The sequence below is a fragment of the Pseudomonas sp. KH_046_1 genome, assembly GCF_057839025.1.
Window position 1 is genome coordinate 3,553,954 of record NZ_CM174481.1, and the last position, 14,899, is coordinate 3,568,852.

The 14,899-nt window shown below is 57.1% G+C and carries 15 protein-coding genes and 1 pseudogene; 12 read left to right on the top strand and 4 right to left on the bottom strand.

Annotation, left to right across the window (positions count from 1 at the left end; all coding sequences use genetic code 11):
- The first annotated feature begins 140 nt into the window (after positions 1-140).
- From AC3IT9_RS16415 to AC3IT9_RS16430, 4 genes are all read left to right on the top strand, one after another.
- On the top strand, positions 141-1,049 hold the full coding sequence (locus AC3IT9_RS16415; RefSeq protein WP_150759612.1) for a peptidyl-prolyl cis-trans isomerase: 909 nt from the start codon (positions 141-143) through the stop codon (positions 1,047-1,049).
- Positions 1,049-2,047, top strand: coding sequence for a HupE/UreJ family protein (locus AC3IT9_RS16420; RefSeq protein ID WP_489270387.1), 999 nt, complete (start codon positions 1,049-1,051; stop codon positions 2,045-2,047). Before AC3IT9_RS16415 ends, AC3IT9_RS16420 begins: the two co-directional genes overlap by 1 nt.
- Before the next feature lie 39 nt (positions 2,048-2,086).
- A complete protein-coding gene (locus tag AC3IT9_RS16425) occupies positions 2,087-4,303 on the top strand; it encodes a DUF3604 domain-containing protein (RefSeq protein WP_489270388.1) in 2,217 nt (738 codons plus the stop codon).
- Positions 4,304-4,612: 309 nt separating this feature from the next.
- Positions 4,613-5,098 carry an adenosine-specific kinase gene (locus tag AC3IT9_RS16430; RefSeq protein WP_150725658.1) on the top strand — a complete coding sequence of 162 codons (486 nt, stop codon included), beginning with the start codon at positions 4,613-4,615 and terminating at the stop codon, positions 5,096-5,098.
- An 84-nt stretch (positions 5,099-5,182) separates the two neighbouring features.
- Here the strand turns inward: AC3IT9_RS16430 and merR are convergent, their stop codons facing one another.
- A complete protein-coding gene (gene merR, locus AC3IT9_RS16435; RefSeq protein WP_150754873.1) occupies positions 5,183-5,581 on the bottom strand; it encodes a mercury resistance transcriptional regulator MerR in 399 nt (132 codons plus the stop codon).
- A gap of 72 nt (positions 5,582-5,653) precedes the next feature.
- Here merR and AC3IT9_RS16440 point away from each other — a divergent pair, with 72 nt between their 5' ends.
- Together AC3IT9_RS16440 and AC3IT9_RS16445 are read left to right on the top strand one after the other, a co-directional pair.
- A complete protein-coding gene (locus AC3IT9_RS16440; RefSeq protein ID WP_224789164.1) occupies positions 5,654-5,848 on the top strand; it encodes a heavy-metal-associated domain-containing protein in 195 nt (64 codons plus the stop codon).
- 7 nt (positions 5,849-5,855) lie between these two features.
- Positions 5,856-6,383 (top strand): GDCCVxC domain-containing (seleno)protein, encoded by a 528-nt coding sequence (locus AC3IT9_RS16445; protein ID WP_489270389.1) that lies wholly within the window; start codon positions 5,856-5,858, stop codon positions 6,381-6,383.
- Between the two features lie 155 nt (positions 6,384-6,538).
- On the opposite strand, the gene AC3IT9_RS16450 is transcribed toward AC3IT9_RS16445, so the two are convergent.
- Entirely contained in the window at positions 6,539-6,784 is a 246-nt protein-coding gene (locus AC3IT9_RS16450) for a hypothetical protein (protein ID WP_150725655.1), read from the bottom strand.
- Positions 6,785-7,394: 610 nt separating this feature from the next.
- Between AC3IT9_RS16450 and AC3IT9_RS16455 the strand changes: the two genes are divergently transcribed.
- Both AC3IT9_RS16455 and AC3IT9_RS16460 read left to right on the top strand, forming a co-directional pair.
- Positions 7,395-8,267, top strand: coding sequence for a TauD/TfdA dioxygenase family protein (locus tag AC3IT9_RS16455; RefSeq protein WP_224789167.1), 873 nt, complete (start codon positions 7,395-7,397; stop codon positions 8,265-8,267).
- A 108-nt stretch (positions 8,268-8,375) separates the two neighbouring features.
- Positions 8,376-8,855 carry a 2,4'-dihydroxyacetophenone dioxygenase family protein gene (locus AC3IT9_RS16460; RefSeq protein WP_150754878.1) on the top strand — a complete coding sequence of 160 codons (480 nt, stop codon included), beginning with the start codon at positions 8,376-8,378 and terminating at the stop codon, positions 8,853-8,855.
- A gap of 64 nt (positions 8,856-8,919) precedes the next feature.
- On the opposite strand, the gene AC3IT9_RS16465 is transcribed toward AC3IT9_RS16460, so the two are convergent.
- Positions 8,920-9,957, bottom strand: a complete 1,038-nt coding sequence (locus AC3IT9_RS16465) for an alpha/beta fold hydrolase (protein ID WP_489270390.1) — start codon at positions 9,955-9,957, stop codon at positions 8,920-8,922.
- Between the two features lie 111 nt (positions 9,958-10,068).
- Between AC3IT9_RS16465 and AC3IT9_RS16470 the strand changes: the two genes are divergently transcribed.
- From AC3IT9_RS16470 to AC3IT9_RS16480, 3 genes are all read left to right on the top strand, one after another.
- Positions 10,069-11,106, top strand: coding sequence for an AraC family transcriptional regulator (locus AC3IT9_RS16470; protein ID WP_489270391.1), 1,038 nt, complete (start codon positions 10,069-10,071; stop codon positions 11,104-11,106).
- A gap of 446 nt (positions 11,107-11,552) precedes the next feature.
- Complete coding sequence (locus AC3IT9_RS16475) at positions 11,553-12,596, top strand: AraC family transcriptional regulator (protein ID WP_489270392.1); 1,044 nt, start codon at positions 11,553-11,555, stop codon at positions 12,594-12,596.
- A 195-nt stretch (positions 12,597-12,791) separates the two neighbouring features.
- Positions 12,792-13,649 carry a TauD/TfdA dioxygenase family protein gene (locus tag AC3IT9_RS16480; RefSeq protein WP_150754881.1) on the top strand — a complete coding sequence of 286 codons (858 nt, stop codon included), beginning with the start codon at positions 12,792-12,794 and terminating at the stop codon, positions 13,647-13,649.
- A gap of 85 nt (positions 13,650-13,734) precedes the next feature.
- On the opposite strand, the pseudogene AC3IT9_RS16485 reads toward AC3IT9_RS16480, so the two are convergent.
- Positions 13,735-13,914: pseudogene (locus AC3IT9_RS16485) on the bottom strand (IS110 family transposase); the annotation flags it as partial.
- Between the two features lie 264 nt (positions 13,915-14,178).
- Between AC3IT9_RS16485 and AC3IT9_RS16490 the strand changes: the two are divergent.
- Positions 14,179-14,838 (top strand): MarC family protein, encoded by a 660-nt coding sequence (locus tag AC3IT9_RS16490; RefSeq protein WP_150754882.1) that lies wholly within the window; start codon positions 14,179-14,181, stop codon positions 14,836-14,838.
- Positions 14,839-14,899 lie beyond the last annotated feature (61 nt).

The following is a 14,899-nucleotide window of genomic DNA, read 5'->3' on the forward strand; positions in this document are numbered from 1 at the left end:
GGCCCTGGGGAATTGGTTAATCCGATTGCTACTAAGCCTTAGTGCTTATCGTGATTAGTCTTGGTGGAAAGTTCCGGTACAGCAGCAATACTCCACTCGGCCGCGAAAACTATTCGCAGCATAGCGTGGGGCAATAAGTCATGAACTTAAGCGTCTGCGAAACGAAAGAATCTCGACTTTCGTTAATCAAACGATGCATTCGCCAGCCGCTATTGCACTTTCTAATCGCCGGTTTTGCACTCTTTGTGCTGTACGGAGGTTTACACCGCTCAACCCTTGATCAAGATCCGCAACGCATCGAAATCACCCCAGAAGTTATTCAGCGGATCGCGATTTCCTGGCTGGCGCGATGGCAACGACCCGCATCGGAGCAACAGTTGCAGGGCCTGATTGAGGAGTATGTGAAAGAGGAAATCCTCTATCGCGAAGCACTGAAACTTGGCCTGGATAAAGACGACACTATTATTCGCCGCCGACTGGCGCAAAAAATGGATTTCCTCGCCGAAGATGTAGCGTCACTTCGCGAGCCGGCACCCGGTGTACTTGAGGCCTGGTACAACCAGCATCAGGACCAATATGCTCCGCCGCCACTTGTGACCTTCCATCATTTGTTTTTCGCCTTGGACAAACGTGGTGCGGATGGGCAAGCGCAGGCTCAGTCCGCACTCAGTGGGCTGTCTGACAAGAACAGTGGTGAAGGCGATGCATTCATGTTTAAAAACGCCTACTCAGAACAATCCCAGGATCAGGTGGCGCGGGTCTTTGGTTCAACGTTCGCCATTTCATTGTTCAAGCACACGCCAGGTAGCTGGGTGGGGCCTGTGGAGTCGGGTTTTGGCTGGCACCTGGTGTGGATTGATGCGCTGGCCAAATCACCTCCTCCGCCCTTCGAAGCAGTGGCCCAGCAGGTCAAGTCCGATTGGTTGTCCGAACAACGCAGCGCATCGAAACGCGCAAATTTCGATGCACTGAAAGCACGCTATGAGGTCGTGCTGATGGTACCTGCTTCCGCCGGTGCGATTGCCGCCACACACAAGGAGCAGCCGTGATGCGGTGTACGGTATGGCTGCTGTTGGTGCTCTGGTTCGTGGGGCTGACGGCCACGGCCCATGAGTCGCGCCCCGCTTACCTGGAACTCAACGAAACGGCCTCCGGGCGCTATGACGTACTCTGGCGCACGCCTGTGCTTTCAGGCATGCGGTTGCCGATTGCGCTCCGGTTTGCCGAAGGTGTGCGTACTGTCGTTGAGCCCGTGGAAAGCGAACTGAACGATTCACTGATCGAGCGTCGGGTCATTGATGCCGGCCCCGCAGGACTGGTCGGGCAACGTATTGCATTCATCGGCCTGCAAGCGAGCATCACCGATGTGCTGGTGCGTGTCTCGCGCCTGGACGGCAGCCTGACGACCACCCTCGTTCACCCTGCGCAACCCTGGATAGAGATCGCGGCCACGCCGGGAACGTTTTCGGTGGCCGGTGCATTTCTGGTTCATGGTATCCAACACATCCTGGTGGGCTTCGATCACCTGCTGTTCGTCTTCGGTCTCCTGCTGCTGGTGGGTAATGGCTGGATGCTGGTGAAGACCATCACCGCATTCACCCTCGCCCATTCCGTCACTCTGGCACTCGCTACACTGGGTGCGGTGCGGCTGCCCGGTCCTCCTGTGGAAGCGACGATTGCGCTGAGCATTCTGTTGCTGGCAGTGGAAATCGCCCGCAAGAACCGTGACGAAACCAGTTTCACCCTCCAGTGGCCATGGGTGGTGGCGTTCTGTTTTGGCTTGTTGCATGGCTTCGGTTTTGCCGGTGCGCTGGCGCAAATCGGTTTACCGCAGCGCGATCTTCCGCTGGCGCTGTTCACCTTCAATGTCGGCGTCGAGATCGGCCAACTGATGTTCGTCGCCGTCGTGTTGAGCCTGCGCGCACTGCTGCTGCGTTGTCGACTGCCACGGCCTGCAGTCCTGTATGCCCGACCGATTGCTTCTTACGGGTTGGGTACGCTGGCTGCCTTATGGTTTTTCGAAAGAGTCTCGAGTTTCTTGTCCTGAGTTGCACCCTGCCATTGCCGTATTCCGGAGACGTGGAATATGAAAAACCCTACACACCTCACCGCGCTAACACTGCTCGGTTGTGCCGTGCTAACTGTCAGCACGCTGGCATTGGCAGAGGGCAACCCGGATCGCGAGGTTTACTTTGGCCAGACGCACTCGCACAGCTCCTGGTCGATTGATGCCTACCTGATCGGCAACCACCAGGTCGATCCCGAGCAGACGTACCAATTCTCACTTGGGATGCCGATCAAGCATCCAATGGGGTTTGAAGTGCAACTCAAGGGTCGCCCGCTGGATTTCCATGGCGTGACTGACCACTCGGAATACGTGGGCGTGATCGCCCTGGCCAACGATCCGAAGTCAGACTTCAGCAAGCTGCCCATCGCGCAAAAGCTGATTGTCAAAACCCCGGAAGATTTCAACCGGGTATTCAAATGGATCGCCGGCAGCTTGAGCCACCCGATCAAGGAGCTGATTGATCCGAAGGTTGCCGGCAATATCTGGCAGCAGAGCATCGCCATCGCCGACAAGTACTACAAGCCCGGCAAGTTCACCACATTTGTCGCCTATGAATGGACCTCAGCCCCCAACAATCAAAACATGCACCGCAATGTGTTTTTCCGCGACTCGAAGAAGGTGCCGGACCTGCCCTTCACGGCCCTCGATTCGGACAAACCGGAGGATTTGTGGGGCTGGATGGACGATCAACGCAAAAAAGGCAACGAGGTGCTGGCGATCTCCCACAATGCGAACCTCAGCAACGGCCTGATGTTTGCGGTGGACGTAGATGACCGTGGCCGCCCCATCGATGCCGCCTGGGCCGAGACGCGGATGCGCAATGAATCCCTCACCGAAATTCACCAGGTAAAGGGCACCTCGGAAACCCACCCCGAACTATCGCCGACAGACGAATTTGCCAATTATGAAATCATGAATTTCCTGCTTGGCATCGACAACAGCACATCGAAACTCAATGGCAGTTACATCAGGCAAGCTTGGCAAAACGGCATGGCTTTGCAGCAAGCTCGTGGATACAACCCTTACAAAATGGGCGTGGTCGGCGCCAGCGACTCGCACAATGGAGTAATTCCTTATTCGCAGAGCTACAACTTCGGCTCCCACGGCTTTACCGACAGCACCCCGGCGGCGCGCCTTTCCGGCAAACAGAACTCAGGCTTGTTGGCCTTGCAAACCAGCACGTCCGGTTTGGCCGGTGTCTGGGCCGAAGAAAACACCCGTGAATCGATCTTCGATGCCATGAAGCGTAAAGAAGTCTATGGCACCAGCGGCGTGCGCATCCCCGTGCGCATGTTTGGTGGCTGGGGCTTCGACAGCAGTTTGTGGAATGAAAAAGACTGGGTGCATGCCGCCTACGCCAAGGGCGTTCCCATGGGCGGCGACTTGCCGGCAAAACAGGGTAAACAGACGCCGTCCTTCGTGGTGTGGGCGGTCAAGGATGTCGACGATGGCAACCTCGACCGAATCCAGATCATCAAGGGCTGGACCAAAAACGGCCAGACCTTCGAGAAGATCTACGACGTCGCCTGGTCCGGTGATCGCCAACTGGACCAGGCCACCGGCAAAATCCCACTGGTGGGCTCCACGGTCGATGTTTCCAAGGCGACTTACACCAATACCATTGGTGCCACCGAGCTGAAAAAAATCTGGGTCGATCCGGATTTCGATCCGGCCCGGCACGCGTTTTACTACGCTCGCGTGCTACAGATTCCGACCCCGCGCTGGAGCACCTATGACGCGGCCAAGCTGCAAGTACCGCCGCCGGCCGACGTCTCGGCCACCGTCCAGGAACGTGCGTGGACTTCGCCGATCTGGTACACGCCGACAGTTGAGGACAGCAAGCTTGTCGCTGCTGGCAAAACCATCGATCAGCTGAAAACCGAAGGAGCCAAAGCGCTCACTAACGAGCAGTTGCAAGCCTATGTGGTGGGCAAAACCATCAAGGTGCGCAATACCGTCACCGGCCAGACGTTCGAGATCGTCTATGGCACCGAAGGCCAACGCCTGGTCACCAGCGTCGATGGCAAGCCGCCTACGCATGGGGAATACCTGAACATGCTGCATGACGGCCAGTTTGGCGTGCCGGCCAACTATGAAATCAAGGACGGGCATCTAGTGACAACACTCGGCGGCACACCCTTCGAGGCCACAGTATTCGAGCAAAACGGCAAATACATGGCGGCTCGCAGCAACGAGTTCGGCTATGTGAATTATGAGGTTGAGGAGGTCAAGTAGCGCCGAAGCCAGCACCGATGTTCTGCATACATCGGTACTGGCAGATTGACGCGAACCGATATTGCCGTAGTTCAGAAAAAAAGCTGTTCGCGAATCGGCCCCAATGTACTTATTCAGACATTGATACTTGAATAGGCGCTGTTACCGAAAGCAGTCATCGATGGTAGTTCGCTTTGGGTCGGATACAGCCCTTCACGACAGGCAGCAATCGGCCAGAAGCCGTCAGTTGACGGAGCAATAACAAATGAGTAGCTATGCTTGTTTTGTTGCCAGACTCTGATAGCAACATCGTGAAAGGAGGCGTTTGAGATGCAACTCATCACGTTGAAAATCGATAAGCCGGATGTGACGAACTTCATTTTGGGTCAGACGCACTTCATCAAGTCCGTCGAGGACATCCACGAAGCGCTGGTGAATGCCGTGCCAGGTATCCAGTTTGGCGTGGCCTTTTGTGAAGCCTCTGGCAAATGCCTGGTGCGATGGTCTGGCACCGATACCTCAATGATTGAACTGGCACAGAAGAATGCGAAAGCCATCGCCGCAGGCCATAGCTTCATCATTTTCCTGGGTGATGGTTTCTATCCGCTGAACGTGTTGAACACCATCAAAATGGTTCCAGAGGTCTGCCGTATTTTTTGTGCAACAGCCAATCCAACCGAAGTGATTCTCGCCGAGACGCAACAAGGGCGAGCAATCCTGGGCGTAGTGGATGGCTTCTGTGCCCAAGACATTGAAGGCGATGAAGACATCCTGTGGCGCAAGAACCTGTTGCGGCAGATTGGCTACAAGCTGTGAATGGCAAAGCGAGCACGCTCGGCCCTGCGTACCCTGCACGGGGTGCTGGCCTGACGCCTGTGCAGGGTGCCCTGCCACCAGGCATCACTCCCTGTCGAGCGCATCGATGATAGGGCATACGGCCCCGCCGCCGCTTGCATCGCATTGCCGCACCAGTCCACCCAGCACCTGCTGCATTGCTGCAAGGTCGGCCATCTTTTGCTCGATCAGGGCCAGTTTGCGCACGGCCAGTGCCCGAGTCTCGCTACAACTGCAGGCCGCATCCAGTGTCAGCAGTGCGCCCACCTCATCCAGCGTGAATCCCAGCGCCTGTGCCCGTTTGATAAAGCGCAGCCGTTTGACCTGCTCCGGTAGATAGCACCGATAACCGACGAGCGGCTTTGGCGGCTCATCCAGCAAGCCGCGTCGCTGGTAATAACGAATAGTCTCGATGTTCACGCCGGCAGCTTCCGCCAACTTGCCGATACTCATTCCTGTCGCCATCACGCGCCCCTTGATTCCGTACCTGGGTACGGAGTGTAGAGTGACTCCAGGTTAGAAACCATCAGGTTCGACGTGCGGAACATGACTTGTGCGGTATGTCCGATCACGGTCAAGAGATCGCTGGAGCAGCTGCCCGACGTGAGTACCGTCAAGGTCGATTTAGCCGAGAGGATGGCCATCGTCACCTATGACCCCGATAAAGCCGATCCCGAGGCGCTGACCAAAGCGACGACGAATGCAGGCTATCCCTCCACCGTGCACAAATGAGGCAGCCATGAGTCCCGTCATCCTCGAATCCGTGCTGACCTGCCCGCATTGCAGCTTCGCCAAGCAGGAGGCCATGCCCACAAATGCCTGTCAGTTTTTCTACGAATGTGACAATTGCAGGACTCTGCTACGCCCAAATCCCGGTGACTGCTGTGTGTTCTGCTCGTTTGGCTCGATGAAGTGCCCGCCGATCCAGGAGCAGCGCGGATGCTGTGGCATTCGCACGAATGTTCCTCCACATGCGGGAAATCCCGTTTTCGGGGGGGAGATTCAGGGTCAGCTTTCGTCTGCAGGAAGTAGCCTGGAACGTAGCGCAAAAGGCCCCAGGCTTGCGGACAAGCGTCTTTCACTCAAATGGCTTGATTATTGCGTTATTGCTCATACGAGCTCCCAACTTACCAGGCACCCATGTAAAAGCAGCGGTTATGGGAGGTGTGTCATGTGGAATCAACCTCTGATGCTTGTGGTGATCTACCTTACGATCACCCTCAGCATCGGCTGGTTGTGGTCCATTGCTGTCCTGTATTGGCTTTGAACCAATGGGAAAAGTGAATCACCACCTGATTTTATAAACACAGATGACCGGCAGCTATGGCCATAAAGCAGACGCCCGATGATTTTTCGCAAAACAGAGCGCCCGCTCACCGCTACGACGCTGAATCGCCCCACCCTTCCAGGACGTTTAATGCATCAGTCGTCGTTGTCGTCGCGATCACGGTAGCGACGGTGATCGCGATCATAGTCACGAGAATCATAGCCACGACGATCATAGTGGCGGCCATAACCTCGATCATCGTCATCCCTTTGGTCGTAACCACGTCGATGATCATGGTCGTGATATCGGCCGTACCTTTCTCCATCATCCCAGTGAGGGCCACAGCCTCCCAACAACAAGAAACTGAAAATGGCCAGGATCGTGATGACTGCGCGATTCATAGGAACGTCCAAAACATCGGGGGTATTGAATGGTTATGGCTGCTGGAAATCTTCATCCGGACAACGTTCAGCCGTAACTGTGACCACTGACTAACTTAATGATTCCGTTGAAAAATACAGACAAGTGATGGTCACACTCGTGAACTAATAACCCTTTGACCTGTCGACCAGATTCAACAAAGACATCCCCTCACTCTCTCTTCGCAGGTTCTCGACTATCACCGCCACACCCCCTTCAATCTGCACATCGCTTCGCGAACGACAGGCTATCGCCATGACAAAACGGCAATGTTCGAAGGAACCAGAAAGCAAACCGACGACTTGATGTGGCCGTCATCGCTTCCAGTCATGAACCCGGCTCGTCGTCCCAATATGCGAAGAAACTGTCCTGCTACGCCCATGGCATCGCGCCCGGGATACCTACTATAGGACCGCCACCCCTGCCCAATCAGCAGGAGGCAGTTACCTATACCGGATGCACATATTGCGCACCGCCGTACAGCACGGATTGGAGACAACAATGACAAAAGTCGCCGCAACCCAAGACGCTCCTTCACCCCTCACCCCCTCGGCACCCGCCATTATCCGGTCGTCAGTGCGCCAGCATTCGATCAAGGTGCAGATTTGCTCCCCCGCCATCGGTGCCGAACTCAGTAACGTCAACCTGGCCGACGCTGCCCAGGATCCCGAACTGATCGCGCAAATCAGGGCGCTGTGGTTGAAGCACAAAGTGCTGTTCTTTCGAGACCAGGACATTACGCCCCTGGAACAACAGCACTTCGCCGCGCAATTCGGCGAACTGGAAGGTCATCCCCTGGCACCGAGCCATCCGGAGGCGGACAAGCTGCTGATGCTGTACCGCAACCTTGACCCGAGCAAGCCCAAGACCTTTGTCGAAAAGGCCAGTCGCGAAAACCTCTGGCACACCGATGTCACCTTCAAGCCGGCTCCGCCTCGCGGCGCGATATTGCGCTGCGAACAGGGTCCTGAATCCGGCGGCGACACCCTGTTCTCCAACATGGTGATGGCTTACGAAAACCTGCCCGATACCATCAAGCAACGGATCGAAGGTCTGTTCGCAAAGCACAGTGCCGAGCACTCCTTTGGTGCCCAGTTGCCCCGAGAAGAACGTCACGCAATGGCCCAGAAGACCCCCGCCGCTGAACACCCGGTGGTGCTTATTCATCCTGAAACAGGCGAAAAGGTGCTGTTCGTCAACTCTGCGTTCACCACCCACTTTTCGAATTTCTTCAACTTCGAGGATATCCGCTACGGCCAGGACTTCATGCCAGAGGCTCATCACCTGATGAACTACCTGACCTCTCAGGCGGCGATTCCGGAGTACCAGGTACGCCTGAAGTGGCGCACCAACACGGTTGCCATGTGGGACAACCTGCAAGTGCAGCACTACGCGGTGGCTGACTACGGCAATGCACCCAGAAAGATGCTGCGCGCGACCCTCGCGGGTACCCCGCTTACCTGATTCGAACAGTCTCCCCAGAGAAACCGGGGCACCCGACCAGCAGAAATTGTCGGGCGGCCTTGGCTGCCGACGAAAAGTCGATCTGAACCGCATCATTGGAGAAATGACATGCTCTATGAACACGTCGACACCGCAGTCATCGATGGCGAATCGCTGCCGTGGATACCCTTTACGCCCTATGCACAAAACGTCCTGCTGAAGTACTTCAAGCTTGACCCGATCCGCGGTGAATGGATCGTCATGATGAAGTCGCCGATCGACATGCAACTGCCCAAGCACCACCACACGGGTACGGTGATGGTCTACACGATCGAAGGTCAGTGGAAATACAAGGAGCATGACTGGATCGCCGGCCCCGGCAGTATCGTGTATGAGACTGCCGGATCGACTCACACGCCTGAAGTCGTCAGCACGGGAGGCACAGACGGATATGTGCTCACGTTGGTTCAGGTTAATGGCGATCTCGCGTTCCTGGACGGCAACGACAACATCGTCGCGCTGGAAAACTGGAAGACCGGGTTGCAACGCTATCTGGCTTATTGCGAGCAGCATGACATCGCGCCGAAAGACCTGACGGCATTCAACTGAGAAACAGTCATTGTCGCGAAAGCGCGAATCGGCGCGAGCACACCAGGGCGCTCGCCCCCCATCGTTAGAACTGCTCGAGAAACGTCAGGAGCAATTCATTGACTTGATCGACGCTTTCTTCCGCGGCGCTATGGCCCACGCCGGGTAGCAATACCTTCTTCTGTAGCCCGGGTAGATAAGTGTCGAGCTGTTCGTAGAGCGCGCGGATTTCGACCGGCTCCAGCGAAGGGTCGGCGGCACCGCCAATGAACATACTCGGCTGGCGAACCAGTGCACCGTCGAGAAACGCGGTGATCTCCCAGTTCCGGTCGCGACAGCGGTAGTAGTTCAAGGCACCGGTAAACCCTGTTCGCGTGTATTGCGCGACGTAGTAGTCAAGTGCCCGCGCGCTCAGCCATGACGGGAACTCGCCCTTCGGCTCAGTGAACGCGTTGAGAATGGGCTCACCAGGCTCGACGAACAGGCGCCAGCGTTCAGCCCCGACAGCGCTGCCGGAGATCGAGTAGAAGACACTGCGCAAGGTCTTGCGCGGATCGCAGGCCAACTCGCGGTCCGGCTTGTCGAGCTGCTGGAAATACAGGTGGTGATACACCCTGCCCTTTGCCATTGCCTGCAAACCTACCGTCGGCTTGACCTTGCCCCGCGGTGGCACCGGCGTATTGAGCATCACCAGGCCACGGAACAGATCCGGCCGCAGCATGACCGCCGCCTGGGCCACCCAGGCGCCCAGGTCGTGCCCGATGATCACCGCGGAAGTTTCGCCCAGCGTCGCCATCAAGCCCACCATGTCGCCGACTGCCTGACTCATGTCATAGGCTTCAATGGCATCGGGTCGATCGGTTTGGCCAAAACCCCGTTGATCGGGGACCACGATTCGATAGCCGGCCTCGGCCAACACGGCGATCTGGTGCCGCCACATGTACCAAAGGTAAGGGAAACCGTGCAGCAGGATGACGAGAGGACCTTGCCCCTCGTCGATGTAATGCATGCGAATGCCGTTGAGTTCGGCAAAGCAGTGGTTGAATGCATCGGGGTCGTCGGCGTCCACCTGCGCCCTTGCCGCGAGCGACTGACCGATACCTGTAGCGGTGCGCGTGTCCATTATCTACCTCCACCTTTGTTGTCATTGTCGACGTGAAGGTAGCCCCGAACGGCTGTCCTGCACTAAGCTTCCCGGGACACAATCTGGTGAAACTGGGACACGAGGCCAAGCATGTATACCTTGACGCGAAGCGCCAGCCTTACCGACTTTGAGCAGGTTGCCCGTTCAGTGGGGCTAGATCCATTTCGCATGCTGCGCATGACCAGGCTACCGGCCAGTGTCCTCGACGATCCGAACATCATGATCAGCAGCGATTCGGTAGGCTGGCTGCTGGAGGAGTCAGCCCGCCTGTCCGGCCATGAGGCCTTCGGACTGCTGCTCGCGGAAACCCGGCAGCTTTCCAACTTTGGCATGCTCGCGCTGCTCATCCGCGAAGAGCCAACGCTTCGCGCAGCCTTGCAATCGTGCTTTCGCTATACGCGCTTGCATAACGCCGGTGTGCAATTGTGGCTCGAGGATGCAGGCGACCTGACCCTGCTGCATGTGGGTGTGAACATGCAGGGCCATCATGGCGTCTGGCGCCAGGCGATTGAACAGGCAACCGGCATAATGCTTCGGACGTTGAGCGTTCTGAGCGGCCATACCTTCCGGCCGGTAAGGGTCAGTTTCACTCACGACCAACCTTCCAGTCTGGAAGTGCACCAGCGCGTGCTGGGATCAACTATCGAGTTTTCCCAGGAATTCAATGCCATCGTTTGCCGCAGGCGCGACCTGGACATGCCTATTCCCACGGCCGACCCCGCGTTGCATCGCGAGGTGAAGCGATCGCTGGACATGCAGTTGGCCAACCTGCGCGACGAACCGGCGCAGCGGGTACGCCAGATCGTCAAGATGCTGCTGCCAAGCGGACTGTGCTCTGTCGATGGCGTGGCCCAGCATCTTGGCATGCACCGACGCACCCTTAACCGACACCTGGCGGCCGAGGGAGAGAGTGTCACGACGATCATCAATGCTGTACGCGCCGAACTCGCCGAAGAGTATCTGGCCAACAGCAAGCGCCGACTGTATGAGGTCGCCGAACTCCTCGGCTTTTCCTCTGCCGGTGACTTTTCACGCTGGTTCCGCACGCGTTTTGGCAAGACACCCTCGGCTTGGGCCGTCTCCTACCGAGCGAGCAAGACGGCATCCGGGCCCCTATCGCCTGAATAAAAAAACAGGTTCATGGGCGACTCAAGCCTGCTGGCCAGCCACTTTGCCTGAACCTCGCACACCCCACGTTTCTGCCCCCGCCATCCCGCCGCCAGCGTCCCAAAACGCGAATATTATGTCCCACAATGCTCCTTGCACTGCTCTCGTGCAGCCTACTATGGGTCAGTGGCCCCTGCTCCATTGATGGGGGCCACAACACCTACCGGATACACGTAGACCGCCCAGGATCCTGGGTCCTTGATGGCTCCAGCGGTTGGTGAATTCGGGTCCAGCAACCAATTCGATGGTGATGCAAAAAATACGATCCTGGATCTGATCGCGCTACTTGCAGTCCTCCACCGGGATCGCCCCGGGAGCAGCGCAAACGCCATCAGAACAGCGCCTGATCGCGCAACACATCTTCAATGGAAATGAAACGTCACCATCGGCCGAGGGAAGTCCTACGCATGCCTACGCTTGTTCGCGCCGCCGTTTTGACCAAATACCTGGAAGTTACCCAGGACATGGGATTCAACCCGCACGACGTCTTGGCAGTCGCAGGCCTGAACAAGGCTCAGCTGCAAGACCCCGAATCCCGCATCCCCATCGATGCCGCCGTGCGTCTGCTGGAAGATTCGGCCACCGCCAGCGGTTGCCAGACCTTCGGCCTGAGCATGGCCGAGTCGCGCCAGTTTTCGGACTTCGGTGTGGTCAGCCTGCTGCTCAGTCATCAACGCACCCTGCGCGAAGCGTTGCAGGTGATGGTGCGCTACCGTCATCTGATGAACGATTCGCTGGCCATCTTCGTTGAAGAGTGCGGCAAGATGGTGATCATTCGTGAAGAGATGGTCACCGAGTCGCCGATGCCCAGTCGCCAGGCCACGGAACTGGCCATTGGCGTGACGTTCAGTCTGTGCTCGGCCCTGCTCGGCTCGCACTGGCGCCCTTACAGCGTCAACTTCATGCACCAGCCGCCGGACAACCTGTACCTGCATCGGCGCGTGTTCGGCTGCAACCTGGAGTTCGGCAGCGAGTTCAATGGCATCGTTTGCCCTGCCGCCAGCCTCGATATGATCAACCTCAATGCCGACCCGACCATGGCCCGTCATGCCCAGAGCTACCTTGACTCGCTGCAAAGCCCCGAGAGCACCTCGACGCTGTTCGAAGTGCGCAAGGCCATCTACCTGCTGTTGCCCATGGGCCGCGCCACCATCGAGCAGATCGCCCAGTCCCAGGGCATGAACGTGCGCACTCTGCAACGTCGCCTCAAGGATCACGGCTGTGCCTTCAGCGACCTGATCAACGATGTGCGCCGCGCCCTGGTACTGCGTTATCTGGAAAACCCGAACCACTCGCTGAGCCACATTGCCGACATGTTCGGCTTCACCATGGCGAGCTCCTTTACCCGCTGGTTCATCAACCAGTTCGGCATGCCGCCGGCGGTGTGGCGCAGCGCGCAGAAACAGCCTGACGTCCCAATATGCGAAGAGTTTGTCCCGCAATGCCCATGACGTCGCTATCGAGCAATCTACCATGGGACCGCAATCGCTCTGCTGATCGGGCCAGAGCGTATGCCGGGCACGCGTACCCCCACTCACCGAACCCGCAAAGACTGGATCAACAATAAAAAGCGCCACCGTGTATCAAGGCACGATTTCACCTGCCCCGCCCACGGTCCGGCCATAAACCATCGAAACGGAGACGCCATGCGAGTCGAACAACTGACCTGTGCCATCGGCGCGGAACTGCTCAACGTGAATCTTGGCGACGCAGTGCGCGATGATGGCTTGTTCAATGAAATTTACGCGGCGCTATTGAAGTTCAAGGTGCTGTTCCTGCGCGACCAGGATCTGGACAAGCTCTCGCGCCGCGATCACGAAGCATTTGCCATGCGCCTCGGCCAGCTTGAAACTCATCCGATGCTCCCCAGCCACCCGGAGGCCCCTGGTCTCGTGCAAATCTACAAGACCCCGGAGAATCCGGCGGATCGCTACGAGAATGCGTGGCACTGCGATGCCACCTGGCGTGAGTCGCCTCCGATGGGCGCTGTACTGCGTTGCATCGAATGCCCACCGACCGGTGGCGACACCATGTGGGCCAACATGGTGCTGGCTTATGACAACCTGCCCATAGATGTGAAGCAGGAAATCGACAGCCTGATCGCCAACCACAGCTTCAATTCCTCCTTCGCCGCCGCCATGCCAAAGGAAAAGCGCCTGGCGATGAAGGCGCATTATCCGGATGCCGAGCATCCGGTGGTGCGTACCCATCCCGAAACGGGCGAGAAGGTGTTGTTCGTCAATGCCTACGCTACGCATTTCGTGAACTACCACAGCCAGGGACGTGTGCGTGTCGGCCAGGACTACAACCAAAAAGGCGTCGACCTGCTGAAGTACCTGATCAGCCAGGCCTACAACCCCGAGTACCAGGTCCGTTGGCGCTGGAAGAAAAACAGCGTGGCAATATGGGACAACCGCTGCACCCAGCACTATGCAGTGATGGACTATCCGCCCTGCCATCGCAAGATGGAGCGCGCGGCCATTATCGGCGACAAACCCTACTGACAAGTAAAACGGCCCGGAGTCCAGAGACGCTGCTGAGCGCCTGCTTCACGCCCTGAGGAAGTCAGTCAACCTGAATCGAGGTTCTTCAGCAGCGGTGACCACGCTTCCTCAAGGCATTCAAATAGGTGGTTTCATCGTAGAGCGTCCTGGTCTGCCAGCACCGATACAGAATCCGAATCCACTTAAACGCGAGTGCGCGTACAGCAGCCTGGTAGGTGCTCCCTTTGGCGCGTTGCTGCCGGTAGAAAGCTCCAGCCCAAAAGGATTTATTGATGGTCTGACCCGTCCATTCCCAACTTCTGCTCTTCACCATACGGCTGACCAGTCCATAGCAAGTGCATCCTCGGCGCTAATGGGCTCGCCTTAGAGCATGGTAAACAATATCCATCGCCCAATTCTGCCTTCATCCATTTTATGCCTCTCTGTAAAGTTCCACTCCCCAACTCTTGGGTTTTACGGCAATGATTGAGGCGAACTGTTCTTGATCAGCTATGGTGAATCGGTACACAACGCACTTGGCAGATCATCCATGAACGCGTATCTCACCCTGTTTTTCGGCATGTTCACCACCCTGCTGGCAATCATCAATCCACTTGAGGCCATTCCAGTTTTCCTAGGTCTGCTGCAAGACAAGGACGTCGCTGAGCAGCGTCATGTGGCACGCAAGGCCTGCCTTTATGCGCTACTACTGATGTTTTTCTTTCTGATTTTCGGCAACCTGCTGCTGCGTTTGTTCGAGGTTCCCCTGAGTATGATTCGGGTAGTCGGCGGGGTGATTCTGATGCGCATCGGCTTCGAGCTTTTTGCCCCGTCGCCCAACAGCAACCTGATTCCAAGCGGTGGCAAAAGTGACCAGGACGTATCCTTCATACCCATGGCCATGCCGATCATGTTCGGCCCCGGTGCCATCGCCACAGTGATTGGCCTGACTAGCACCATTAAGGATTCCGACCGCGCCATACTGTCCTTTGCCGTGATCGCACTGGCGATCTGCGCCACCATGTTCGTCACCTATCTGTCTTTGGCTTACGCCAATACCATCCTCAAAAAGATTGGCCCGCAAGGCATCGACGCCGCGACCCGGATCGTCGGCTTTTTCGTTTCGGCGATGGGTGTAGGCTTGATCTTCCACGGGACGGTAGAGTTTCTTCAGTCGTATGGGGTGTTGCTCAACGGAGTAGCGAAGTAGGACTGCAAAAGCTTTGGGTTTTGCCTTGCTCCGAAAAGCAAGGAGTATCCCGACCACTCCT